We start from the raw sequence: 21,558 nt of genomic DNA, 5'->3' as shown, positions 1-21,558 counted from the left end.
GGTTTCCTCCCTTTGGTCCTGGCTGTTGGACTTAGATCCCTTCAGGGATCTCGCAGCCCAGTTTCTTCAGTGCGGCATCAACCCAGGAACGGTCGTTCGTCCCGGCCTCGATCGCCGCCATCTGCTTGGTTTCGGCGTCCTGCTTGGCACTGGTCCTGGCATAGACCTCTTCCACGATGTCGAAGGGGACCGCCAGCACGCCGTCGCTGTCGCCCAGGACCAGGTCGCCCGGCTCGATCACCATGCCGTCGATGGCGATGGGCACGTTGATCTCGCCCGGGCCGTCCTTGTAGGGACCGCGATGGGTCACGCCTGCGGCAAAGACCGGCAGGTTGGTGGAAAGGAACGCGTCCGCATCGCGGATCGCGCCGTTCAGCACGAAGCCCGCCACGCCGCGCTTGACCGCATGGGCCAGCATCAGCTCGCCCATCAGCGAGTTGGTCAGGTCGCCGCCCGCATCGACGACGATGACGTCGCCGGGCTGGGCCATGTCGATGGCCTTGTGCAGCATCAGGTTGTCTCCCGGGCGGGCCTTGACGGTGATGGCCGGGCCGGCAAGCTGGCCGTCGCGGTGCATCTTGGCCAGACGCGGCCCGGCGGCGGTCATGCGGTGCATGCTGTCGCTGACATTGGCGACGGGCAGTTTCAGAAAACGCCGCACCACGTCGGCGGAAACGGCGCGTTCGCGTTTCAGGACACGAAATCCGGTTGCCATGAAAATGTCTCCTTAGACGCTGATCTTCAGTTCTGCGCGGTTGACGATGCGCGCTTCGGGCACGGGACGGCCCTCCAGCATATCCACGATGCCCTGCGCGGCCTCGACCCCGACGCGGATGTTTGCGGCCTTGGTGACGCCGCCGATATGCGGGCTGAGGACAAGGCGCGGCTCTGTCCAGAACGGATGTTCGGCGGGGGGTGGCTCTTGTGCGAAGGTATCAAGCCCGGCGCCGGAGATCCGGCCGCTTGCCAGTGCTTCGGCCAGCGCGGGCTCGTCGATCAGCCCGCCCCGCGCGGTGTTGATGATGATGGCGCCCGGTTTCATCCGCGACAGGCGCTGGGCGTTGACCATGTTCTTCGTCGCGGGCGTCAGCGGGCAATGCAGGCTGATGATGTCGCAACTGGCGAACAGTTCGTCCAGATCCTCGACCCGCTCGACCCCCTCGGCCGCAAAGGCCTCCGTGGGCGAGAACGGATCGTGGGCGCGGACGCTGATGCCGAGCCCCTTGGCAAAGCGCGCGGTTTGGCGAGAGATGGCGCCGAATGCCACCAGCCCCATGACCGAGCCCGCCAGTTCGCGGCCCTGGAAGCCCGGCTTCTCCCAGCGGCCCTCGCGGATGCCGCGATCGAGCGGGATGATCCGCTTTGCCACGGCAAAGAGCAGCGCCATGGCCTGCTCCGCCACCGAGACCGCATTGGCGCCCGCCGCGTTCAGCACCGGGATTCCCCGGGCCGTGGCGGCCTCGACGTCGATATTGTCCACGCCCGCACCGTGCTTCGAAATCACGCGAAGCCGGGGCGCCGCCGCGAACACGGTTTCATCGATCCGACCCATGCGCGCCAGGATGCCGACCGGATCGGCCATGCGCACGACCTCGATCAGACCCTCGCCGTTGGTATAGGGCGGAACGTAGACCGGAACATAACCCGCTCGCGTCAGCACATCTGCGGCGGCAGGTGCCAGGCTTGGCCCCGTGATCAGGATATTCTGTGACATGATCCTCCGTGTGCCACACCCCGTGGCAGCTCCTCGGCCTGGAATTTATCAGTTGGATATCTGAATGAAAGCGGATAAAACTGTTTGATATATTCAGAAAAACTGCATCAAATGGATACGCGCCAGCTAAAGACACTTCTCGCCATTGTGGAAACCGGCAGCTTCGCCCGTGCCGCGAACCGCGTTGCGCTGACGCCCTCGGCGGTCAGCCAGCAGATCCAGGCCCTTGAAAACGAAGTCGGAGTTTCGCTTTTCAACCGCGAGAACCGCCCGCCGACGCTGACCGCGGCGGGACAGCAGATGGTCGAGGCGGCGGCAGAGCTTGTCAGGGCGGCGGAAAACGCCATCGATGCGATTTCAGGCCGCCGGATCGTGGGAAAATTCGTCATCGGCTCGGTCCGCACCAGCGCGATAGGGTTGCTGCCGCAAGCGGTATCGCGCGTCGTGGCGAATCATCCCGGCCTCAAGATCCGGCTTCTGGTCGGGAACTCGGAAAATCTGGTCCAGGATGTCTATGCCGGCAGGCTGGACGCCGCGATCATCGCCGAGAACAGCCTGTCCTCGCGCGATCTCGACTGGTCGCCCTTTATCCGCGAGCCGCTGTTTCTGATCGCGCCTCCGGGAACCCCGGTCGTTGATGTCCGGCAGGCGTTGTCGGCGCTTCCCTACGTGCGGTTCCGCAGCAACGTGCCCCTGGCGCGGCTGATCGAAACCGAGCTGGGCCGGATGAACCTGCCGCTGAACGACATCGCCGAGATGGACACGATTTCGGCGGTGACCGCCTGTGTCGAAAACGGGCTCGGGGTGTCGATCGTGCCGCGGATCGCCGCGATCGAGCGCGGGGTGGACCTGGTCATGCTGCCCTTCGGCGATCCGCCGGTCTTTCGCCAGATCGGGCTGCTACAACGCCCGAAAGGGCCTCGGGCCGGGCTGATCGCCGAATTGCACGAGCAACTGGCACTGGTCAGCGGCGAGTATGGGGTGCGAAGGCTTGTCTGATCCGCTTGCCAGGCCACCGATCGCTTGCATCGCGCGTTGGATTTCTCGGCGGTCTATCTTGAAACGGCGATCATGAAGGCGCTCGCTGCCCGTTCCGCCAGCGCAATCGGCCTTTGTCCTAATCGCGCGGACTGGATGGCCTCCTTCCTGCCGACCGACGCGGCAGTACGGCGGAAAGCCGTGCACGTCCGGTGCATCGACCAGACCGAGCGTCGCGTGCGCGCCGGTGCGGCCAAACCCTGCAAGGCCTTCGTCACCACCCCGATAGGTGGTTGGTGCAAGGGTCGAAGCTTCAGACAGAGGATTACAGAAATGATCGAGGGAAACGTCGTGGATCCCGATGTCGCTCCTCCCGCAAGTTCCTGTTTTACATCGCTCGACGCCGGGCAGTCAGGTCCGGTCAGGCAAGGCGCCCTTCTGTTCACGCATGACGAGCGCAACGATCGTGCCCGACAGCAAGCTCACGGCGGCGATGGCCGTGATGGCCGCGCCGAAGCCGAAGCGGTCCGCAATCAGCCCGGCAGACAGTGCCCCGATGGCATAGCCGAGATCCCTCCAGAAGCGGTAGACGCTGAGCGACCGGGCACGCCATGTCGGATGCGAGGCGTCCGAGACGGCAGCGATCAGGCTCGGATAGACCATCGCCGTGCCGGCACCGAGCAGAACGCTGTCAACGGCGGTGCAATATCCGGCCACGCGGCGGAGTAAAATCCGGCCACGCGGCGGTGACCGGCGCCATGGCGCGCGCGCTTACCAGATAGCTGGCGCGTGCCATGGCGCATTGGCCCCTTGGGCCAAAACAGCACCATCTGATTTCAGGACTTTTGTTGCTGCTTTCGGGCAGTGCTGTTGGCGAGACGATAACTCAACAGTCAGGTGTCAGCGGAGGTTGACGTCCACACCGTCCCTGGGGCCCGAATGCGCTCGGCGCTGTCGTCTATAATGAGGGACGATCAGTCTGCCGTTCTGCACGCAAAAATTGATCTGCTGCGAGGTTATGTGCGTAAAGCAAAGAAAATGGCCCGAATAGCAGAAGGTTCGCCCTATCTGCGGCGGCTGGACGACAACTGGCAGCTCAAGAATTTCGAGGGACTCCCCATGCTTCAAGTCGCGCTTCTCTATACTGCAACCGCCGCGGTGTTTCTCGCTCTGGATGCGATAGGGATCCGGTTTCTCATCCGGCCGGTGTTCGAGCGCAATGTCGGCCATCTTCTTGCCGATCCGCTGCGGCTTGGTCCGGCAGCGCTGTTCTATCTGGGATATATCGCCGGGCTTGTGTGGCTGGTTTCCTGGCCCGCGCTGAAGGGCAACGATCCCCTGCAGGCGTTGATCGGAGGCATGGTCATCGGGCTGATGTGTTATGGTACCTATGAGATGACTAATTACGCCACGCTCGCCGACTGGTCGTGGGAGCAGGTCATCATCGATGGATTGTGGGGCATGCTGCTGACCGGATTTTCAGCCTGGATTGGCGTTCTGGCACTTTCGGGGCGATTTAACTGAACGATCAGCCCAAGCGTCGCAACAGGCGCAGCGAGAGCGCATAAGGCAAGGCCCGCACCAGCTTCATCACCCAGGTGAAGCGGCGCGGGAAATGGATCTCGAATCCCCGCCGCTGCATCCCGCGCAGCACCGCCTCTGCCGCCTGCTCGGGAGTGATGATTGCGGGCATGGCAAAGTCGTTTCTTGCTGTCAATCTGGTCTGGACGAAGCCAGGACAGACCAGCCGCACGTCCACGCGCGGTGCCAGTTCGACCGCAAGCGTTTCGGCCAGGTTGTTCACCGCAGCCTTGGTCGCTGAATAAGGCTGCCCCCCCGGCAGACCGATATAGCCCGCAACCGAGCCGAACAGCACCAACTGTCCACCGTCGCGCAGCAGCGGGGGGCATTGGCGGGCGACCTCGATCATGCCCAGGATGTTGACCCGCACCATCGCCTCGGCTTGGGCGGGGTCGATGTCGGCGACGCGACCGGGATCATAAAGCGCGGCGGTGCAGATGATCGCATCGAGCGGCGCCTCAAGCGCAAGCCGCTTCACCACCGCTGCCAGCGTTTCGGGTTGTCCCAGATCCAGCGGCAGGGCCTGCGCACCGCCGCATTCCGTGGCCAGCACCTCCAGCGCGTCATCATCGCGGGCGGAAAGGATCAGCTGCGCACCTTGCCCGGCCAGCGCCCGGGCAAGTGCAGCGCCGATCCCGGCGCTGGCACCAATGATCCAGATGCGGCGGCCTGCATGGCCCATCCTTCAAATCCGGAAGATCGGCTGCAACAGCCGCGGGATCAGCGCGCGAAAGCGCAGGGGCGCATCTGTTGCCGCCAGGCAGATGCAAGGCTCGCCTGGGCCGGCCACGGGTTGGTGGTCGATCTCGTCATGCGCCACTTCTACGTCGCCGCGATGAAATGCGCCCGCACTGTCGGAAAAGCTGCCCTGCAGCACCAGCGTCAATTCCTGCCCGCTATGCCCGTGTTCGGGCACGGCCTTGCCCGGCGGGATATACAACAACCGCAGCGAGCCTTCACGATCGGTGGTCAGGATCTGCTGGCGGATGCCACCGCCCAACATGCGCCAGTGCGGCGGCCTTCCGCCCAATTCGTGCATCACAGCCGAGGGAAACGGGCCAGAGGCGCGCGGGGGCGGTTTCGGCGCCGGTGCGTCCAGTGCCGCCATCATACGGTCGCGTGCATCGGCGCGCAGGTTTGCACCCTCTGCACCCAGCAAAAACGCGCCGCCGATCATGTCTGCCGCCTCGTGGCGGGCGCGGCATTGGTCGCAAAGTGACAGATGCGCAGCCACGACCACGCCGAAGGCATGTGGCAAGGTTCCAGCGCGATACGCGTCAAGCATGTCGTCGGGGATGTGGTGGCGGATGGCGGTCATGGTGCTATCTTCTTCAGCTCGTGCCGGAGGCGTTCAAGGCCAAGGCGGATGCGGGACTTGATGGTGCCAAGCGGCAAGCCCGTCATTTCACTGATACCGCTATGGGGAACGTCATCGAAATAGGCGGCGCGCAGCGCCTCGACCTGTTCGGGAGCGAGTCGCGCAAGTGCCTCGGCCAGGTGGCGCGCCTCCTGCTGCAGAGCGATGATCTGGTCTGCGTCGGGTTCCAGGCTCTCAAGCTCGGGCATCTCGTCGGGTTGTGCCAGCGGGCGGCGGCGCGCCATGTCGATGCGCCGGTTCCGGGCAATGCCATAGATCCAACCGGCCGCGTCGGCGCGATGCGGGTCAAACTGCCCTGCCTTGTGCCAGACCGCAAGCATCACATCCTGCACCACATCCTCGGCAGTGCCGTCGCGCAGCCCGCCGCGCAGCATCATCGCCTTGATCCTTGGGGCAAAATGGTCAAAGAGCCGTCCGAACGCCGCGCGGTCACGGCTGTCGCGGACAGCGATCAAATCTCGACTCAACTCGGAAAGATCACTCATCGGCTGCTGACTCACCACTGTGGCACCCACGGCACCGCTATCGACCAGTGGCGGTGCCATCGGACTGAGCGTTCTATAAGTGCAAGGCTCGACAGGTGCAAATGCAGTGTTCATGCCATGCAATACGGGTGACAAGGCGTAGCAGATCATTCTTACGGCAATTTTTCGGTTTGATTGATCCAAGGCCAGGTTCCACGCGTAAGCTTGTCAAAGAGTTAGTGGAGTCCAGATGCCTTTTGACATCACCAACGGCGCGCCGCAGCGAATTGCCATCGTCGGCGGGGGCATATCGGGCCTGGCTTGCGCATGGGTTCTGTCGCGCCACCATCATGTTACGTTATACGAAGAAGCGATCCGGCTTGGCGGCCATGCGCGCACGGTTCTTGCCGGCAAGCGGGGCGATCAGCCGGTCGATACCGGGTTCATCGTGTTCAACCATGTCAATTACCCGCATCTGACGGCGATGTTTCGCGACCTTGACGTGCCAATCGTCAAAAGCGACATGAGCTTTGGCGTCTCGCTGGACGCTGGCGGGGTGGAATATGCGCTGCGGTCCGGCAATGCGCTGTTCGGCCAGCGCCGCAACATCGTGGACCCGCGCTTTCACCTGATGATCCGCGACATCCTGCGCTTCAATGCCGGGGCCGAGGCCGAAGTGGCGGCAGCGCCCGAGATGACCATCGCCGCCCTGATCGCGCGGATGCGTCTGGGTGCACGATTTCGCGACCATTACCTTTATCCGTTCTGCGGGGCGATCTGGTCCACGCCCGATCACGACATCGGGGCCTTCCCGGCCCGTGCGATGGTGCGGTTCATGCGCAACCACGGGCTATTGTCCCGCGGCCAGCATCACCGGTGGTGGACGGTGGACGGCGGCTCGATCTCCTATGTCGAGCGCCTGTTGGCGGCGCTGGTGCAGGCCGGAGTCGATCTGCGCCCCGGCACTTCCGTGGGGGCGGTCACGCGCAGCGGCGAAACCGTAACCCTGCGCGCCAAAGGGGCAGAGGCCGAAAGTTTCGATCATGTCATCCTTGCAACCCATGCCGATCAGGCGCTCGCGATGCTGAGTGATGCTGACGGGACCGAACAGGCCGCCCTTTCGGCAATCCGGTTCCAGCCCAACCAGGCTGTCCTTCACGCAGACCCATCCGTGATGCCGCGCCGCCGCAGATGTTGGAGTTCATGGGTCAGCCGGGGCGATACCGGGCGAGCGGGTGTGGCCGTCACCTATTGGATGAACAGGCTGCAGAATATCCCGGACGACGATCCGCTGTTTGTCACGCTGAACGCGGGTGACGGGATCGACCCGCGTTTGATCTACGATCAGGTAACCTTCCGTCATCCGGTCTTTGATCTTACGGCGTTGGACGCACAGGCGCGGATTGCCGCGATGCAGGGCAATCGCAACACCTGGTTTGCTGGAGCATGGCTGCGCAACGGCTTTCACGAAGACGGCTTTGCCAGCGCCATGCGCATCGCGCGGCGGTTGCTGCCTGTGGCGGTGCTGCCATGACCCTCGCCGCGCGGCTTGAGGCGGGTGAGGTGCTGGCGATGCCCGCGCTGGTGACCCATGCCCGGCGCGGTGCCCTGCGCCACACATTCCGTACCCATGCCGATCATCTGCTGCTGGCGCCTGAACATTTTCACCCGCCCCGGCTGATGGGGCATAACAGGTTTGGCCTGATCGCCTTTTACGACTCCGACCACGGCGGCCCGCGTGGCGCGGGCACCGGCGCCCACTGGGCCTGGGCGCAGTTCGGCGCGGCCGGGATCGCCCGCCGTCCGGGGCTGGTGCTGGTGCTGGTGCTGGTGACGCAGCCACGTTTCTTGGGCTACTGGTTCAACCCAGTCAGCTTCTGGATGCTGATCCAGGGCGACGCGCTGATCGCCGCGATTGCCGAGGTCAACAACACCTTCGGCCAACGCCACAGTTATCTGCTGGCCCGCCCCGACCTTGCGCCGATTACCGCTGAAACGGAACTGACCGCGCGCAAGGTGTTTCACGTCTCGCCCTTTCAGGACGTGGCGGGGGAGTATCATTTCCGCTTTGCCCTGCACCCCGACCGCATCGCCATCCGCATCGCACAACAGGACGGCGCGGGCGGCATCGACACCGCCATGACAGGGCGCCTGGTGCCGCTGACCACCCTCGGGGTTCTTGCAACAAGTTTTCGCCGGCCGGGCGGTGCGCTGCGGGTGATTGCCCAGATCTATTGGCACGCGCTGCGCCTGAAACTCAAAGGCGCTGCCTATCGCCGCGTTCCCACCCCACCCGATCAGGAAATCAGTCGATGAGCCTTGCGACACGCTCCCTCAAGTCCCGCTTTCTTTCCGCCCTTGAAGGGATCGGCGATGGAATCCTGACCCTTACCACGCCCGAGGGCACTCGCCACCGCTTTGGCAGCGCCGGCCCCGAGGCGGACTTGCAGATCCGCGACTGGCGGCTGCTTCCGCGTCTGGCGCTGCGCGGCGATGTGGGCTTGGGCGAAGGCTGGATCGCCGGCGAGTGGCACAGCGAGACGCTGGAGGCGACGCTGTCGCTGGCCCTGCGCAACCTTGGCCTTCGGGCCGGTTGGGGAGAGCCGGGGCGGCTTCAGGCCATGCGAATGCGGCTGGTCGACCGACTGATGCGGCCAAACAGTCTGCGTGGATCGCGGCGCAATATCCGCGCGCATTACGATGTGGGGAACGAGTTCTACCAGTTGTGGCTTGATCCCGGCATGACCTATTCCTCGGCACTGTTTGGTGAAGGCGATGATCTGCCGCGCGCGCAGGCCCGCAAGAACGCGCGCATCCTGGCGCAACTGACACCGGGCGAAAGCCTGCTGGAAATCGGCTGCGGCTGGGGCGGGTTCGCCGAAGCTGCTGCGGATCACGGCCATGACGTGACCGCGATCACGCTGTCGCCCTCGCAAAAGGGCTATGCCGATGCCCGGCTGGATGGCCGCGCCGAGGTGCGGCTTCAGGATTACCGTCAGGTGACGGGCAGCTTTGACAACATCGTGTCGATCGAGATGATCGAGGCGGTGGGAGAACGCTATTGGCCGACCTATTTCGCCACCCTCAAGGCGCGGCTGGCACCGGGTGGGCGGGCGGTCTTGCAGGCGATCACCGTGCCTGATGCCGAGTTTTCGGTATATCGCCGCCGCTCGGATTTCATCCGTCAGCATGTCTTTCCCGGCGGCATGCTGCCCTGTTCTGCGATCATCATCCATGAGGCCGCAAAGGCCGGGCTGCGCGTCCAAGACAGCCACGCTTTCGGCCCGGATTATGCCCGCACCTGCCGGATCTGGTGCGAGAGGATGATGCAACAGCGCCCGCGCATCGAGCGGCTTGGCTATGGTGACGCGTTCCTGCGCGGCTGGCAGTTCTATCTGGAGGGCTGCGCCGCTGCCTTTGCCACAGGGCGCTGCGATGTGGTGCAGGTGACGCTTGACCACGCGGATGCGGCGGCTTGAATGGCGGCGCCCGGCATCCTCTGGCTGACCCGTGATTTTCGTCTGCATGACAACCCCGCGCTTCAGGCCGCCATTGCCGATGGTCCACTGCTGCCGGTTTTCATCATCGACCGGCTGACCATGACGCAGGGCGCGGCCAGCCGCTGGCGGCTGATGCGCGCGCTGCAATCGCTGGATGCCACCCTTCGGCAACGCACCGGCGGCAAGGGCATCACGATCCTGCGCGGCGAGGCGGATGAGATCCTGCCACCGTTGATGAAGCGGCTGGGAGTGCGCAGGCTGCACCAGTCCGACTGGCCCACATCCGAAATGCGGACGCTGCAAGGCCGCATGCGGGCGGCCCTGCGGCCTGCGGGTGCCGAGCTGGTCCTGCATCCGGGCCATCTTCTGGTGCACCCCCGGGCGATCCGAACAGGCAATGGGGGCGCCTATCGGGTCTATTCCCCCTTTGCGCGGGCAGTGCGGCAGCTCGGCCCCGATCGGCCCGCCGCTGACGCGCCGCGGCGGATCACAGCTTGCACCGAGCCGCTTCAGGGGCTTGATCCACTGAAACTGGATCTCGCTCCGGACCTGCACCGTGGCCGCGCCGCCTTGGAGCAGTTTGCCCCGCCTGCGGGCGAAGGCGCCGCGCTTGCCCGGCTGGACGACTTTCTCGACCGAGCCTCTGCCTATCCCGGCGGGCGTGATCGCCCCGATCTCGACGCGACTTCCGGCCTCTCCGATCATCTTGCGGTGGGAGAAATCAGTCCACGCGTGGTCTGGGCCAGAGCCATGCTGAGGGCCGAGGTGTCGCCCGAACACGCAGCCGGCATCGGCAAGTTCCTGTCCGAAGTGATCTGGCGCGACTTTTCCTGGCATCTGCTGATCGAGTTCCCGCAGATGCCGGTTGCCTGCTGCCGTCCCGAATGGGAGGGCTTTCCCTGGCGCAAAGACGCCCCCGAGCTGATCGGCTGGCAGCGGGCGGAAACCGGGGTGGCGCTGGTCGATGCCGGATTGCGCCAGATGTGGTTGACGGGCCGGATGCACAACCGCGTGCGCATGGTGGTTGCAAGCTGGCTGACCAAGCATCTGCTGATCGACTGGCGCGCGGGGCTGGCGCATTTCGCCGATTGCCTGACCGATTGGGACCCGGCCGCCAATGCGATGAACTGGCAATGGGTGGCGGGCTGCGGCCCCGATGCGGCGCCCTATTTCCGCATCTTCAACCCCGAGAGGCAGGCGGAACAATACGACCCTCAGGGCGATTATCGCCGGCGCTGGCTTGCTGGATTTGACGGTGCCTCTTGCCCAGAGGCTGAGGTCTGGCTGCAAAGCATTCCACCGGCGTGGAACCGCGGACCTTGGCTCCCCGGTCCCCCATCCATGCTGGCCAAGGGGCGCAATGCCGCGCTGGCGGCCTTGGCACAGTTTCGCGCCACCATATCGGAGACCTGAAATGAATGACCGCAACGCAAGGATCATCATACTGCTGTTGGCTGTGGGTTTCGCCGTTTCGCCCGTCCTGTCGAATGGCTTTGGCGGCTTTTACACGGAAAGCTTTCCCGTGCAGGTGGACCGCTGGCCCGCCCAACCCGTTGGATGGGCCTTTTCAATCTGGGGGCTGATCTATTTGGGGCTGATTCTTGCCTCGGTATGGGCTCTTTGGCGCCCTGAAACCATGCCGGGCTGGGGGCGCGCTGCCTGGCCCCTTGGCATCAGCCTGTTCATCGGCGTGTTCTGGATCGAGGCTGCCCTCCGTTCCCCATCGATCGCCACGGCGATGATCCTGGTGATGGCGGCGGCTGCGATCATGGCGATGCTGCGGGTCGGGCCCGGCTGGCGCGAATGGGCACCCATCGGGCTATACACCGGCTGGCTGACGGCTGCATCAGGGGTCGCCCTGTCGGTGGTGGCGACGGGATATGGCATATTGCCGCCGCGAACAGCCGCCATTGCGCTGATCATTTGCGTCCTGATTGCGGCTGTTGCGGTCGCCTTCGTCCGTCCGCACGTCTGGTCCTATCGCGCCGGTGTCATCTGGGCATTGTTCGGCGTCATTGTGGCCAATGCGGGCGCCGGCGACTGGCTGATCGCCATGATCTGCGGCGCGGGAATCATCATGCTCGCAATGTTCGACCGGTTCATCCCCAAATCCAGCCGCGGCTGATCGCTATAAAACGCTACCCCGGCTGATACAGCCGGGGTCTATCTGGTTTACATATGATCAACTGTGCCATTCGCCTCAGTTGGCAGGAGGCATGATCACCGCGTCGATGACATGAATCACTCCGTTCGAGGCCGCGATATCGGCCGTGGTGATGTTGGCGTCATTGACTTTCGCGCCGCCATCAAGCGTGAAGGTCACCTCGCCGCCCTGAACCGTGGCTGCCGACATCCCCTCGGTCAGATCCGAAGACATGACCGCACCCGGAACCACGTGATAGGTCAGGATCGAGACCAGTTGATCCTTGTTTTCCGGCTTCAGCAGCGTGTCCACGGTCCCTTCGGGAAGGGCCGCAAAGGCCGCGTCCGTCGGCGCGAAGACAGTGAAGGGACCTTCACCTTTCAGCGTGTCCACCAGCCCGGCCGCCTGAACCGCAGCAACCAGCGTCGTGAAATCGCCCGCGGCAACTGCCGTATCAACAATGTCCGAGGTCGCATCTTGCGCCATGGCGGCACCTGCCAGCATGGTCGTTGCCGCAGCCCCCATCAGAAACTTGCGTAGCATTCCGTTTCTCCATTGTGTCAAGTAGTGTTTCGCAGAGGACAATATCCGTACCCTCCATCGTCATTACGCAGGTCGCCCCCGGACGGATCAAACTTGCGGACAGGAAAAATTCGATTTGCGTGCGCGGATGTCCAAATCGACCAGATCATGCCGGAAGCAGCAGGTGTGTCAGACATTCCCTGGCACTAGGTCATGTTGACAAATGGCGGAGCCAGAGGCGGATCGACGTGATGTCGATGAAGCCCAGGAAGCTTTCGGCGGTCTTGTCGTAGCGGGTGGCGACGCGACGGGCATTCTTGAGCTTGTTGAAGCACCGCTCAACGAGATTGCGCAGGCGGTAGAGCCTGCGGTCAACGGCGACCCGTAGCTTCCGGGTTTTGCGCATGGGGATGACCGGCACCACGTCGCGCACCTCCATGGTCTTGCGGATGTTGTCGGAGTCGTAGCCGCGGTCTGCGAGCAGAACGCTTGGCTCGGGCAGGTTGTCAGCCATGACCAGATCGAAGCCGAGGTAGTCCGATGTCTGCCCGGCCGTGATCTCGGTTCTCATGGGCAGGCCTGCCGCATTGACCCGCAGATGGATCTTGGTCGTGAAGCCACCTCGCGAGCGGCCGAAACCTTGGCGCGGAGTCCCCCTTTTGCGCCCGCTGCCTGATGATGAGCGCGAACCACGGTGCTGTCGATCATCTGCAGCGCATCCGGCACGATCCGGCTCTCGTTCAGCGCCTCCAGGATCTGTTCCCACAGCCCCGCCAACGTCCAGCGCCGGAACTGCCGATAGACAGACGACCATTTGCCGAACTCTTCCGGCAGGTCGCGCCAGGGCGACCCCGTTCGGGCGATCCAGAAAATCCCATCCAGAACAAGCCGATGGTTCGTGGGCTTGCGGCCGTTCGGAGAACGGACAGCCAGGATGAAGCGTTCAAAGAACGCCCACTCGTCGTTCGACATCAGGTTTCGTGCCACGCTGGTCTCCATTGCAGATACCAGCTTGAATCACGATCACCGCGCCCGGTGAATCCCTTTTGTCAACACGCCCTAGAGCGGGATGAGGAAAAGTGTGAAGCGGTTTTCCGCCCGCATCCTGCTCTATCTCTTTGGAATCGATCGCGCTTATGAATTCAGGTCGATTCGACCTGAATTCATCGCGATCTATGGCACCATGGCGCCGTGCTCATAGGCCAGCACATCCTCGAGCCGGTAGACCACGCGGCCGCCGATCTTCAGGAAGGCCGGGCCCTCGCCGGTCCAGCGCCAGCGTTCAAGGGTGCGCGCCGAAATGCTCCAGCGTGCGGCAAGTTCGGTCTGGTTCAGGCAGGTTCTGGTCTGCATCGTCCTCTCCCGGTGTGTCGTTGGGAGGAAGATGCACGGCGCGACGCGGGGATGTCGTCGGGATCAGAGTGGGATACGGCGGGGGATCAGCCGGACCGTTTCAATCATGGGGTGAATCGTGTGTCGGTGGGATCGCCATCCCCCTCCATCCCCCGGTGCATCCCACAGGGGGGATCTGGTAGCGGCCGCGGAGCGACCGACTCAGAGGCCAAAGAGGCGATACGCCCCGCGACCGTTCGACTCGATCAGCAGCGGCCAGTCCTTCTTGGACTTGAAGACGTCAGCCATCTTGAGGCTGCGCGACCCAGCCTGCGAGAGCACCGCCTTGCCGCTCTGCCACGGATCGCCCCGCAGGGCCGCCGTATGGAGGATCCGCACGACCTGCGCCTGGATCGGACCCAGCCGGAACTCCCGGTCATTGCAGCGGACGCTCTGATAGTCGGCAGAGGCGTGAAACCCGCCAGCGGACTTCAGTCCCGAGGCACCGCCGAACCCTGTCGCCGCCTCGAAACGGTCGCGTTCTTCGCGCCTTAGCACCAGATCTGGCTTGCAGATTCGCAAGCTTTCGCGCGTACCGTAGAAGCAGGCATAGTCCGCCTTCGCTGTCCGGAACCTTGTGATGCTGACCTCGCCAAGGCGGAAGAGCTGGAAGACGTCTTGAACGTGCAGGTCCAGCAGCCCATTGAATAAGGACCGCTCGGTGGGGATCGAGAAGCAGCGGCCATCGTCGGTTTCCTCGAAGTCGCCGAACTCGATAGGCAGGTTCAGGATGCGGACGGACAGACGCAGCTGGTCGTTCTCGGCCAGATAGACCAGATCGACCTCGGGCATCGACCAGCGGGCGAGGACTTCCGGCAGGGTAAAATACGCCTTCTCGATCTCCATCCGGGCCCCCGATTCCCATGCAATCTGTTTGGCTTTTGTTCTAGCCGCTTGACGATCCCAATTCAATCCTGTCATATCCCACTATATCCACAGCCCCTTGGGGAAAAGATGACCGAAACTCACACCCTAGCCGACCGTCTGCGGGCCCGCTCCGACCAACTCGGCCTGGCACCGGCCCATGTCGCGGAGATGGCCGGGGTCAACCGCTCCTTCGTCTATGACATCCTGCGCGGCCGCTCCTCGCGCCCCAGTATCGACCGTCTGGCCGACGTCGCCCGCGTGCTTAAGGTCGACCGCGAATGGCTGATCCACGGGATCGGCGAGATCGAGGGCCCCTCCCCTTTCAGCGAGACCCCCGAAGATACCTTCGTGGCGATCGCGCATGCGACGCCGCGCCCTGCGATGGGTGGCGGCGCAGTTGTAACCGAGGATGGCGACACGCCGGGACGCGCCTACCACTTCCGCCAGTCGTGGATCCGCCACAAGCTGAAGGCCAGCCCGTCACAACTCCGGATCATGCATGTCGAAGGCGACAGCATGGTCCCCACGCTGCAGGACGGTGATGCTGTGCTGGTCGACATGACCCGCCAGTTCCCCAGCCCCCCTGGCATTTTCGTCCTCGACGACGGCATGGGCCTGGTCGCCAAGCGCCTCGAGCACATCCCCATCAGCGATCCGCCCGCCGTACGGGTGATCTCGGACAACCCGCTCTACCCCGCCTACGAGCGCACGGCTGACGAGATCCGCATCATCGGCCGCATCCGCTGGTTCGCGCGGGAGATATGAGGATGTGTGGTGTCGCTCCCTCCCGGAGCCAGAAACGAAAAAGCGCCCGCGAGATTTCTCTCCGGGCGCACCTCTGCGAAGATTTGAACTTGCGTCAAGGTAGGCTCAGTTGTCAATATCTGCGCAAGGCAGAGGCAGGACTGCTTTAACTATACCTCTTGGGAATGTTAGGAAATTTGGCCAAAGTCGGCCAAGCCATTGGAACTTATGGGCGATTGAGGGATAAATGCATAGGAGCGCGCGGCAACTTCCAGTTCAACATCTCTCGGTTCGGCTCCCTTGGCATGACACCGGCTGGACAGGAGCGGTGTGCAAGGCGCCTTCGAAGAACAGCTGGTGCATGGTCCTCAAGCGGATTCGCGAGGAAAGGCAAGATGCAGCAGAGGAAGCCATGGCCGGCCGCACCTGGTCTGAAGTGGGCGAAACGGAACTTCCGGCATGTTTGACAGAGCGTGGGGCAGCTCTGAACGCCAAGGCTTACTCCCTTCGCAGCCGCCACCCGTTCGCCGACTCTTCTGCTGAGACGCACGGACACTTCGCAGAGAACGAGTTCCGCCTGCCTCCATACAGCTTGCAGACCATCCCCTTTCGCTGGACCCGCAAGGAGGACGCACAAGCCATCGCTGATGAGTTGGCACTACCCTTTGATCTTGCGCGCGAACCGCAGCTGGCGTTCGAGACAGTCTGGGTCAATGACTTCGTCAATCAACAGATCATGTTGGACACGTTCTTTAGTGCGCTGGCACCCGAGAAATCTCTCGTCTTTCTATACGCAAAGCGCACCCCATTGACCGATGATCCCCGGCGCGTTCTGGTGGGAGTCGGACGCATCATTTCTGTCATGCCCGCTCAAGAGCATGCTTACAACGACGACGCCGCTGGAAAGCTGCGTGGCCTCATGTGGGAACGGGCAGTTTCTCATTCGATCCGCCCTGACGGCTTTAACGGCTTCATTCTTCCCTACCAAGAACTTCTGGCCTTGGCGGAGCGCGACGGGACCATCGACCCGTCGGAATTCGTTGCCTTCGCGCCCGACGAAGGGTTCGAGGCGTTCAGCAACGTTGCTGAGCACGTTAACCATGACCTCGCCATTGCGAGCCTTCTATCGTTGGCTGACAAGGTGCGCGTCATTGCGAAACACATCTCGGGCGCATGGGATCGTCACCTTGAATGGATCTCCGAACGCCTTTCGGAGCTTTGGCAGCTACGTGGCGCTTTTCCGGGGCTCGGTAGCGCGCTGCACGCGTTTGAGATCCGTTACGGGACTCTGCTCGCGATGGACCTCGCGCAGCGATACTGCGTCGACGGCCGATGGGAAGAAGATCCTTGGGCGCTCGTATCGCGCGCCCTCGAGGACCCAACGCGAGTTCTGTCTCCTCAGGTCGTCTCCCAAGTACAGCCGTTCGACGGGAAACGGCTTTCTGCTCTGCCAGGCGAGCGGTTGGAGCTTTTGAAGCTCTTGTCCCGATTCAACCTGACGATCGAACAGGCATCTCGCTTCTTCAACACCCAAAGCCGCGAGAATCTGACCGATAAGGAAATCCTCCATAACCCTTACCGACTTTTCGAGACCGACAGACATCGCCTTGAAGCGGTGACGATCGGAACTATCGATCGAGGCATGTTTCCCGACAATTCGGTGCGCGAGGCGTTCCCCTTGCCGGAGATCAGCCGCCTAGAAGGCGACCAAGACCCCAGAAGAATCCGAGCCTTGGCTGTTCACGTGCTCGCAAATGCTGAGACGAGTGGCCATACCCTGCTTCCAGTGGATCAAGTTCTACAGGGGATCTGCGAACTCGAGCTCGACCCGCCTTGCAGGCCCAGCAAGGATCTATTGCCGCTGTTGGACCCGACTATGGCGCCCGAGATCGTCGACGCCTCACTCTCAGACGGAATGCGAGCTTGGCAATTCGGGCAAAGACGCAGGATCAACGACTTACTGCGCCAGCAAGTGATCCGGCGCAGGCAAGGTCGGCGACATGAGGTGACTTACGCGTGGCGTGAGCTTGTTGACCAGTCGCTCGGCGCTATGCCCGAGGACCACAATGAGCGCGCGGTCGAGGAGTTGGCGCGGACAGAAAAGGCAGCTGCGCTGGCCGAGCTTTATTCAGCACGCTTCTCGCTACTCCTTGGGCCTGCAGGAACAGGCAAGACGCGGCTGCTTCAGATGCTCTGTGATCTACCAGAGGTGCGCGGTGACGGCATCCTGCTCTTGGCGCCGACCGGCAAGGCGCGAGTGCAGATGCAAAGGAACATCGAGGGGCTGAAGGCTCTTACCATCGCGCAGTTCCTGCTTCCCGATCGTTTCAATCCCGAGACGCAGCAGTATCAGCTTTCGAGCGCCCCAAAGGTCGAGAGCGCTGGAACCGTAATCATCGACGAAGCCTCGATGGTCACAGAGGACATGCTTGCTGCTGTCTTCGACGCACTCAAGGGCCCGAAGCGGATCATCCTTGTTGGGGACCACCGACAGTTACCACCGATCGGTGCCGGTAGACCGCTAGTGGATCTGGCACGGGAACTAAGGCCTTGGGACGAACAGCGGGAGCCCCCTTTTCCCCGTGTCGGGCCGGGTTACACAGAACTGACAGTCCATCGCCGACAGACTGGCAAGGGAAAGGCTGGGCGCGACGATCTGCTCTTGGCTTCTTGGTTCACTGACGAAGCGCCAGATCCGGGAGCCGACGAAATCTGGGCACGCATGGCGCTTGGACAAACTGATGGCCACGTTGAAGTACGCTGCTGGCAAACGGATGAGGAACTCAAAAACCAGCTTGTGGAAGTTCTCGTCCAGCATGTCCCCGAAATCCAGGGTCCTAATGATGAGCGGGGCTTTGGTATCTCGCTGGGAGGCGAGGGAACGGATCAGGGCGTGTTTTTCAACGCGACATGGGCGGAACGGAACAGGATAGGCTCCGCTTCTCGGTGCGAAAACTGGCAGCTCCTTACGCCCGTTCGTAGCAAGGGACACGGCGTAGAAGAGCTTAATCGCTTCCTGCACGAACGCTTTCGGAAACAGGCGCTCGGATTTGCGGCAGGACGTCGGCCCCGCACGCCGCGTCCGAACGGCGCAGAACGCATCATCTATGGCGACAAGGTCATTTCGACCACCAACAAGAAGCGCGGCGTGCTAGGTGGAAGGAAAGAGCTGGTTTCAAATGGCGAGATAGGAGTCGTCGTCGGTCAAACGAAATTCGGCAAAGCATGGGATGGCAAGACACCTGAACGCCTTGACGTTGAGTTCCGTACGCAACCCGGCAACACGTTCGTCTATTGGCCTGGCGACTTCGGCGACGACGGTACGGTGGTTCTTGAACTCGCTTACGCGCTCACCGTGCACAAGAGCCAAGGGAGCCAGTTTGGCCGAGTTTTCGTTGTGATCCCGCAACCATGCTTCATTCTGGGCAGAGAGTTGATCTACACAGCTCTGACGCGCCAGGTAGATCGTGTTGTTTTGTTCGTACAGGGTCAACCGTCGGACATTAGAGCTTATACATCGTCCAAGTATTCGGAGGTGGCTCGGCGCTTCACCAATCTCTTCGCGGCCCCGGACATGCTTGCCGATCCGAGTGGGACTTTCTTGGAGCGTCGACTCATTCACCGTACGGCAAGAGGCGAACTCGTCCGTTCGATTTCGGAGGTCGTCGTTGCTGACGCACTTCATGCTGAGGGCATCGACTATCATTACGAAAAAGGGCTTCGCGGGGCGGACGGTGTCGAGCGCTATCCCGACTTCACGGCTGAAGACCCAGCAACTGGTGTGACCGTCTACTGGGAGCATCTAGGTATGCTCTCTGATCCCACATACGCAAACCGGTGGAAGAAGAAGCTCGAATGGTACAAAGACGTCATGGATCTCGAGCCTGACGGGCCTGAGAACAAGAAAGGCGAACGCCTCGTGACTTCAGAGAACCGCCTCGACGGCGCGATCGACTCGGCGAAGATCAGACAGCAGGTGCGCGAGGTGTTTGATCTGTGAATATTGGGAAGCAAGGGCACCAGGAGCCGCGTTTGATCGGCGGAACCGCTTTTCGAAGCGATATGAGGGACTTCGCGCCCTCTTGCTTCCACAGTGCTTCCACGGTGGGTGCAAACGCAAACGCCGCCCCTGAGGGCGGCGCTCAAGCGTTTGATAACGCGTTATTTTTTGGTTGCGGGGACAGGATTTGAACCTGTGACCTTCAGGTTATGAGCCTGACGAGCTACCGGGCTGCTCTACCCCGCGCCATTTGCATCGCGGTTTTGCGGTGCTTCTCGTTCTGAGAGATGCTCGCTTCTTTTCAGGTCTGGCGGTGACCTACTCTCCCACGTCTTTTGACGCAGTACCATTGGCGCGACGGCACTTAACGGCCGAGTTCGGGATGGGATCGGGTGTTTTGCTCGTGCTTTGGCCACCAGACCGGAAAAGGAGCGAGATCGGCGTTTTCCGGTTCTTTTGGGAACCTGGAAAGACATTGTCCAAGGATGCTTTTGGAAGAAGGTCTGTCTTCTTCCGGATCAAATCAAGCCTATCGAGCGATTAGTACCGGTCAACTGAACGCATTGCTGCGCTTACATCTCCGGCCTATCGACGTGGTGGTCTTCCACGGCTCTCAAGGGATACCTTGTTTTGAGGGGGGCTTCACGCTTAGATGCCTTCAGCGTTTATCCTGTCCGTTCATAGCTACCCAGCACTACCGTTGGCACGATAACTGGTCCACCAGTGGAACGTTCACCCCGGTCCTCTCGTACTAGGGGCAACTCCTCTCAAGTATCCTACACCCACGGCAGATAGGGACCGAACTGTCTCACGACGTTCTAAACCCAGCTCACGTACCTCTTTAAATGGCGAACAGCCATACCCTTGGGACCTGCTCCAGCCCCAGGATGAGATGAGCCGACATCGAGGTGCCAAACGATGCCGTCGATATGGACTCTTGGGCATCATCAGCCTGTTATCCCCAGCGTACCTTTTATCCGTTGAGCGATGGCCCTTCCACTCGGGACCACCGGATCACTATGGCCGACTTTCGTCTCTGCTCGACTTGTCAGTCTTGCAGTCAGGCTGGCTTCTGCCATTGCACTCGACGAGCGATTTCCGACCGCTCTGAGCCAACCTTCGCGCGCCTCCGTTACTCTTTGGGAGGCGACCGCCCCAGTCAAACTACCCACCACGCAGGGTCCCGGACCCGGATAACGGGCCGCGGTTAGACATCAAGAGTGCGAAGGGTGGTATCTCAAGGATGGCTCCACGGGAACTGGCGTCCCCGCTTCGATGCCTACCACCTATCCTGCACATCGCAATCCTGATGCCAGTGCGAAGCTATAGTAAAGGTGCATGGGGTCTTTCCGTCTAACCGCGGGAAGTCTGCATCTTCACAGACAATTCAATTTCGCTGAGTCCACATTTGAGACAGCGGGGAAGTCGTTACGCCATTCGTGCAGGTCGGAACTTACCCGACAAGGAATTTCGCTACCTTAGGACCGTTATAGTTACGGCCGCCGTTTACCGGGGCTTCAATTCAAGGCTTGCACCTCTCCTTTTAACCTTCCGGCACCGGGCAGGCGTCAGACCCTATACGTCGCCTTACGGCTTCGCAGAGCCCTGTGTTTTTAGTAAACAGTCGCCACCCCCTGGTTTGTGCCCCCCGCCGACAGTTGCCTGCCAACGGGGCCTCCTTCTCGCGAACTTACGGAGGTATTTTGCCGAGTTCCTTAAATGTGGTTCTCTCAAGCGCCTTGGTATTCTCTACCAGTCCACCTGTGTCGGTTTAGGGTACGGTCTTGTGGAGGGCTATTTCCAGGAACCGCTCAGCAGCCCCTCCAATCCGATAAGGAGGAACTACACCTGCGATCCGTCACCATCTCCTGGCCCAGGAATATTAACCTGGTTCCCATCGACTACGCCTTTCGGCCTCGCCTTAGGGGCCGGCTTACCCTGCTCAGATTAGCTTTAAGCAGGAACCCTTGGACTTTCGGCGACAGGGTCTCTCACCCTGTTTGTCGCTACTCATGTCAACATTCTCGCTTCCGATCACTCCACCGGATGCCTTACGGCCCGGCTTCACAGTAAACGCCTGTCCGACCAAGGCTTTCCCAAGGGAAAGCTGAAGTCGGATGGCGTTATATCACGGAACGCTCCGCTACCGCGTGCATAAATGCACACCCAAAGCTTCGGCTCGTGGCTTGAGCCCCGTTACATCTTCGCCGCAAGACCTCTTGACTAGACCAGTGAGCTGTTACGCTATCTTTAAAGGATGGCTGCTTCTAAGCCA

General features: G+C 62.0%; 18 protein-coding genes, 1 tRNA gene, 2 rRNA genes and 1 pseudogene (1 of these 22 running past the window's edge). 9 read left to right on the top strand and 13 right to left on the bottom strand.

Annotation, left to right across the window (positions count from 1 at the left end; all coding sequences use genetic code 11):
* Positions 1-31 precede the first annotated feature (31 nt).
* Entirely contained in the window at positions 32-715 is a 684-nt protein-coding gene (locus tag ESD82_RS14235; RefSeq protein WP_167521770.1) for an RraA family protein, read from the bottom strand.
* A gap of 12 nt (positions 716-727) precedes the next feature.
* The gene (locus ESD82_RS14230; protein WP_147428074.1) at positions 728-1,714 is read right to left on the bottom strand and encodes a hydroxyacid dehydrogenase; all 987 of its coding nucleotides are present in this window, start codon (positions 1,712-1,714) and stop codon (positions 728-730) included.
* A gap of 111 nt (positions 1,715-1,825) precedes the next feature.
* On the opposite strand from ESD82_RS14230, the gene ESD82_RS14225 reads away from it, so the two are divergent.
* Entirely contained in the window at positions 1,826-2,713 is an 888-nt protein-coding gene (locus ESD82_RS14225) for a LysR family transcriptional regulator (RefSeq protein ID WP_147428075.1), read from the top strand.
* 390 nt (positions 2,714-3,103) lie between these two features.
* Here ESD82_RS14225 and ESD82_RS14220 read toward each other — a convergent pair whose 3' ends face one another.
* Positions 3,104-3,355 (bottom strand): hypothetical protein, encoded by a 252-nt coding sequence (locus ESD82_RS14220; protein WP_208852072.1) that lies wholly within the window; start codon positions 3,353-3,355, stop codon positions 3,104-3,106.
* 276 nt (positions 3,356-3,631) lie between these two features.
* Here ESD82_RS14220 and ESD82_RS14215 point away from each other — a divergent pair, with 276 nt between their 5' ends.
* A complete protein-coding gene (locus tag ESD82_RS14215; RefSeq protein WP_322789440.1) occupies positions 3,632-4,216 on the top strand; it encodes a DUF2177 family protein in 585 nt (194 codons plus the stop codon).
* A 4-nt stretch (positions 4,217-4,220) separates the two neighbouring features.
* Here the strand turns inward: ESD82_RS14215 and ESD82_RS14210 are convergent, their stop codons facing one another.
* Genes ESD82_RS14210 through ESD82_RS14200 form a run of 3 tightly spaced genes read right to left on the bottom strand, consistent with a single transcriptional unit; the run spans position 4,221 to position 6,196 of the window.
* The gene (locus ESD82_RS14210) at positions 4,221-4,955 is read right to left on the bottom strand and encodes an SDR family NAD(P)-dependent oxidoreductase (RefSeq protein ID WP_147428076.1); all 735 of its coding nucleotides are present in this window, start codon (positions 4,953-4,955) and stop codon (positions 4,221-4,223) included.
* 3 nt (positions 4,956-4,958) lie between these two features.
* Positions 4,959-5,591, bottom strand: coding sequence for a ChrR family anti-sigma-E factor (locus ESD82_RS14205; RefSeq protein ID WP_119898624.1), 633 nt, complete (start codon positions 5,589-5,591; stop codon positions 4,959-4,961).
* On the bottom strand, positions 5,588-6,196 hold the full coding sequence (locus ESD82_RS14200) for a sigma-70 family RNA polymerase sigma factor (RefSeq protein WP_240643575.1): 609 nt from the start codon (positions 6,194-6,196) through the stop codon (positions 5,588-5,590). The genes ESD82_RS14205 and ESD82_RS14200 overlap by 4 nt, the downstream gene beginning before the upstream one ends.
* Positions 6,197-6,365: 169 nt before the next feature.
* Between ESD82_RS14200 and ESD82_RS14195 the strand changes: the two genes are divergently transcribed.
* Genes ESD82_RS14195 through ESD82_RS14175 form a run of 5 tightly spaced genes read left to right on the top strand, consistent with a single transcriptional unit; the run spans position 6,366 to position 11,740 of the window.
* Positions 6,366-7,649 carry an NAD(P)/FAD-dependent oxidoreductase gene (locus ESD82_RS14195; protein WP_147428077.1) on the top strand — a complete coding sequence of 428 codons (1,284 nt, stop codon included), beginning with the start codon at positions 6,366-6,368 and terminating at the stop codon, positions 7,647-7,649.
* Entirely contained in the window at positions 7,646-8,431 is a 786-nt protein-coding gene (locus tag ESD82_RS14190; RefSeq protein WP_147428078.1) for a DUF1365 domain-containing protein, read from the top strand. The genes ESD82_RS14195 and ESD82_RS14190 overlap by 4 nt, the downstream gene beginning before the upstream one ends.
* Positions 8,428-9,594: an SAM-dependent methyltransferase gene (locus ESD82_RS14185; protein WP_062563576.1), complete on the top strand. Its 1,167-nt coding sequence runs from the start codon at positions 8,428-8,430 to the stop codon at positions 9,592-9,594. The genes ESD82_RS14190 and ESD82_RS14185 overlap by 4 nt, the downstream gene beginning before the upstream one ends.
* On the top strand, positions 9,595-11,028 hold the full coding sequence (locus ESD82_RS14180; protein ID WP_119898626.1) for a cryptochrome/photolyase family protein: 1,434 nt from the start codon (positions 9,595-9,597) through the stop codon (positions 11,026-11,028).
* A gap of 1 nt (position 11,029) precedes the next feature.
* Positions 11,030-11,740, top strand: coding sequence for a hypothetical protein (locus ESD82_RS14175; RefSeq protein ID WP_147428079.1), 711 nt, complete (start codon positions 11,030-11,032; stop codon positions 11,738-11,740).
* A gap of 75 nt (positions 11,741-11,815) precedes the next feature.
* Here the strand turns inward: ESD82_RS14175 and ESD82_RS14170 are convergent, their stop codons facing one another.
* From ESD82_RS14170 to ESD82_RS21835, 4 genes and pseudogenes are all read right to left on the bottom strand, one after another.
* Positions 11,816-12,301, bottom strand: coding sequence for a fasciclin domain-containing protein (locus tag ESD82_RS14170; protein WP_090617789.1), 486 nt, complete (start codon positions 12,299-12,301; stop codon positions 11,816-11,818).
* A 190-nt stretch (positions 12,302-12,491) separates the two neighbouring features.
* A pseudogene (locus tag ESD82_RS14165) lies at positions 12,492-13,252 on the bottom strand (IS5 family transposase).
* Positions 13,253-13,453: 201 nt separating this feature from the next.
* A complete protein-coding gene (locus ESD82_RS14160; protein ID WP_147428080.1) occupies positions 13,454-13,633 on the bottom strand; it encodes a helix-turn-helix transcriptional regulator in 180 nt (59 codons plus the stop codon).
* Positions 13,634-13,834: 201 nt separating this feature from the next.
* Positions 13,835-14,518 carry a hypothetical protein gene (locus ESD82_RS21835; RefSeq protein ID WP_167521753.1) on the bottom strand — a complete coding sequence of 228 codons (684 nt, stop codon included), beginning with the start codon at positions 14,516-14,518 and terminating at the stop codon, positions 13,835-13,837.
* A 108-nt stretch (positions 14,519-14,626) separates the two neighbouring features.
* Here ESD82_RS21835 and ESD82_RS14155 point away from each other — a divergent pair, with 108 nt between their 5' ends.
* Together ESD82_RS14155 and ESD82_RS14150 are read left to right on the top strand one after the other, a co-directional pair.
* A complete protein-coding gene (locus ESD82_RS14155) occupies positions 14,627-15,304 on the top strand; it encodes a LexA family transcriptional regulator (protein WP_147428081.1) in 678 nt (225 codons plus the stop codon).
* 340 nt (positions 15,305-15,644) lie between these two features.
* Entirely contained in the window at positions 15,645-19,283 is a 3,639-nt protein-coding gene (locus ESD82_RS14150; RefSeq protein ID WP_167521769.1) for an AAA family ATPase, read from the top strand.
* Between the two features lie 169 nt (positions 19,284-19,452).
* On the opposite strand, the gene ESD82_RS14145 is transcribed toward ESD82_RS14150, so the two are convergent.
* The 3 genes from ESD82_RS14145 to ESD82_RS14135 form a co-directional block, all read right to left on the bottom strand.
* Positions 19,453-19,529 (bottom strand) — tRNA-Met (locus ESD82_RS14145).
* 59 nt (positions 19,530-19,588) lie between these two features.
* A 5S ribosomal RNA gene (gene rrf / locus ESD82_RS14140) occupies positions 19,589-19,703 on the bottom strand.
* 99 nt (positions 19,704-19,802) lie between these two features.
* Positions 19,803-21,558, bottom strand: a 23S ribosomal RNA gene (locus tag ESD82_RS14135); it runs 1,081 nt beyond the window's last position.

This window comes from Paracoccus pantotrophus, from assembly GCF_008824185.1.
Lineage (GTDB): Bacteria > Pseudomonadota > Alphaproteobacteria > Rhodobacterales > Rhodobacteraceae > Paracoccus > Paracoccus pantotrophus.
This window is presented reverse-complemented; position numbering and strand designations above follow the sequence as displayed.

Bases quoted from the DNA above. Each gene is read 5' to 3' on its own strand.
- ESD82_RS14235 (WP_167521770.1), bottom strand. From the start codon at position 715: ATGGCAACCGGATTTCGTGTCCTGAAACGCGAACGCGCCGTTTCCGCC.
- ESD82_RS14170 (WP_090617789.1), bottom strand. From the start codon at position 12,301: ATGCTACGCAAGTTTCTGATGGGGGCTGCGGCAACGACCATGCTGGCA.
- ESD82_RS14200 (WP_240643575.1), bottom strand. From the start codon at position 6,196: ATGGCACCGCCACTGGTCGATAGCGGTGCCGTGGGTGCCACAGTGGTG.
- ESD82_RS14180 (WP_119898626.1), top strand. From the start codon at position 9,595: ATGGCGGCGCCCGGCATCCTCTGGCTGACCCGTGATTTTCGTCTGCAT.
- ESD82_RS14205 (WP_119898624.1), bottom strand. From the start codon at position 5,591: ATGACCGCCATCCGCCACCACATCCCCGACGACATGCTTGACGCGTAT.
- ESD82_RS14195 (WP_147428077.1), top strand. From the start codon at position 6,366: ATGCCTTTTGACATCACCAACGGCGCGCCGCAGCGAATTGCCATCGTC.
- ESD82_RS14185 (WP_062563576.1), top strand. From the start codon at position 8,428: ATGAGCCTTGCGACACGCTCCCTCAAGTCCCGCTTTCTTTCCGCCCTT.
- ESD82_RS14230 (WP_147428074.1), bottom strand. From the start codon at position 1,714: ATGTCACAGAATATCCTGATCACGGGGCCAAGCCTGGCACCTGCCGCC.
- ESD82_RS14210 (WP_147428076.1), bottom strand. From the start codon at position 4,955: ATGGGCCATGCAGGCCGCCGCATCTGGATCATTGGTGCCAGCGCCGGG.
- ESD82_RS14175 (WP_147428079.1), top strand. From the start codon at position 11,030: ATGAATGACCGCAACGCAAGGATCATCATACTGCTGTTGGCTGTGGGT.
- ESD82_RS14215 (WP_322789440.1), top strand. From the start codon at position 3,632: ATGCGCTCGGCGCTGTCGTCTATAATGAGGGACGATCAGTCTGCCGTT.
- ESD82_RS14225 (WP_147428075.1), top strand. From the start codon at position 1,826: ATGGATACGCGCCAGCTAAAGACACTTCTCGCCATTGTGGAAACCGGC.
- ESD82_RS14160 (WP_147428080.1), bottom strand. From the start codon at position 13,633: ATGCAGACCAGAACCTGCCTGAACCAGACCGAACTTGCCGCACGCTGG.
- ESD82_RS14155 (WP_147428081.1), top strand. From the start codon at position 14,627: ATGACCGAAACTCACACCCTAGCCGACCGTCTGCGGGCCCGCTCCGAC.
- ESD82_RS14190 (WP_147428078.1), top strand. From the start codon at position 7,646: ATGACCCTCGCCGCGCGGCTTGAGGCGGGTGAGGTGCTGGCGATGCCC.
- ESD82_RS21835 (WP_167521753.1), bottom strand. From the start codon at position 14,518: ATGGAGATCGAGAAGGCGTATTTTACCCTGCCGGAAGTCCTCGCCCGC.
- ESD82_RS14150 (WP_167521769.1), top strand. From the start codon at position 15,645: ATGGTCCTCAAGCGGATTCGCGAGGAAAGGCAAGATGCAGCAGAGGAA.
- ESD82_RS14220 (WP_208852072.1), bottom strand. From the start codon at position 3,355: ATGGTCTATCCGAGCCTGATCGCTGCCGTCTCGGACGCCTCGCATCCG.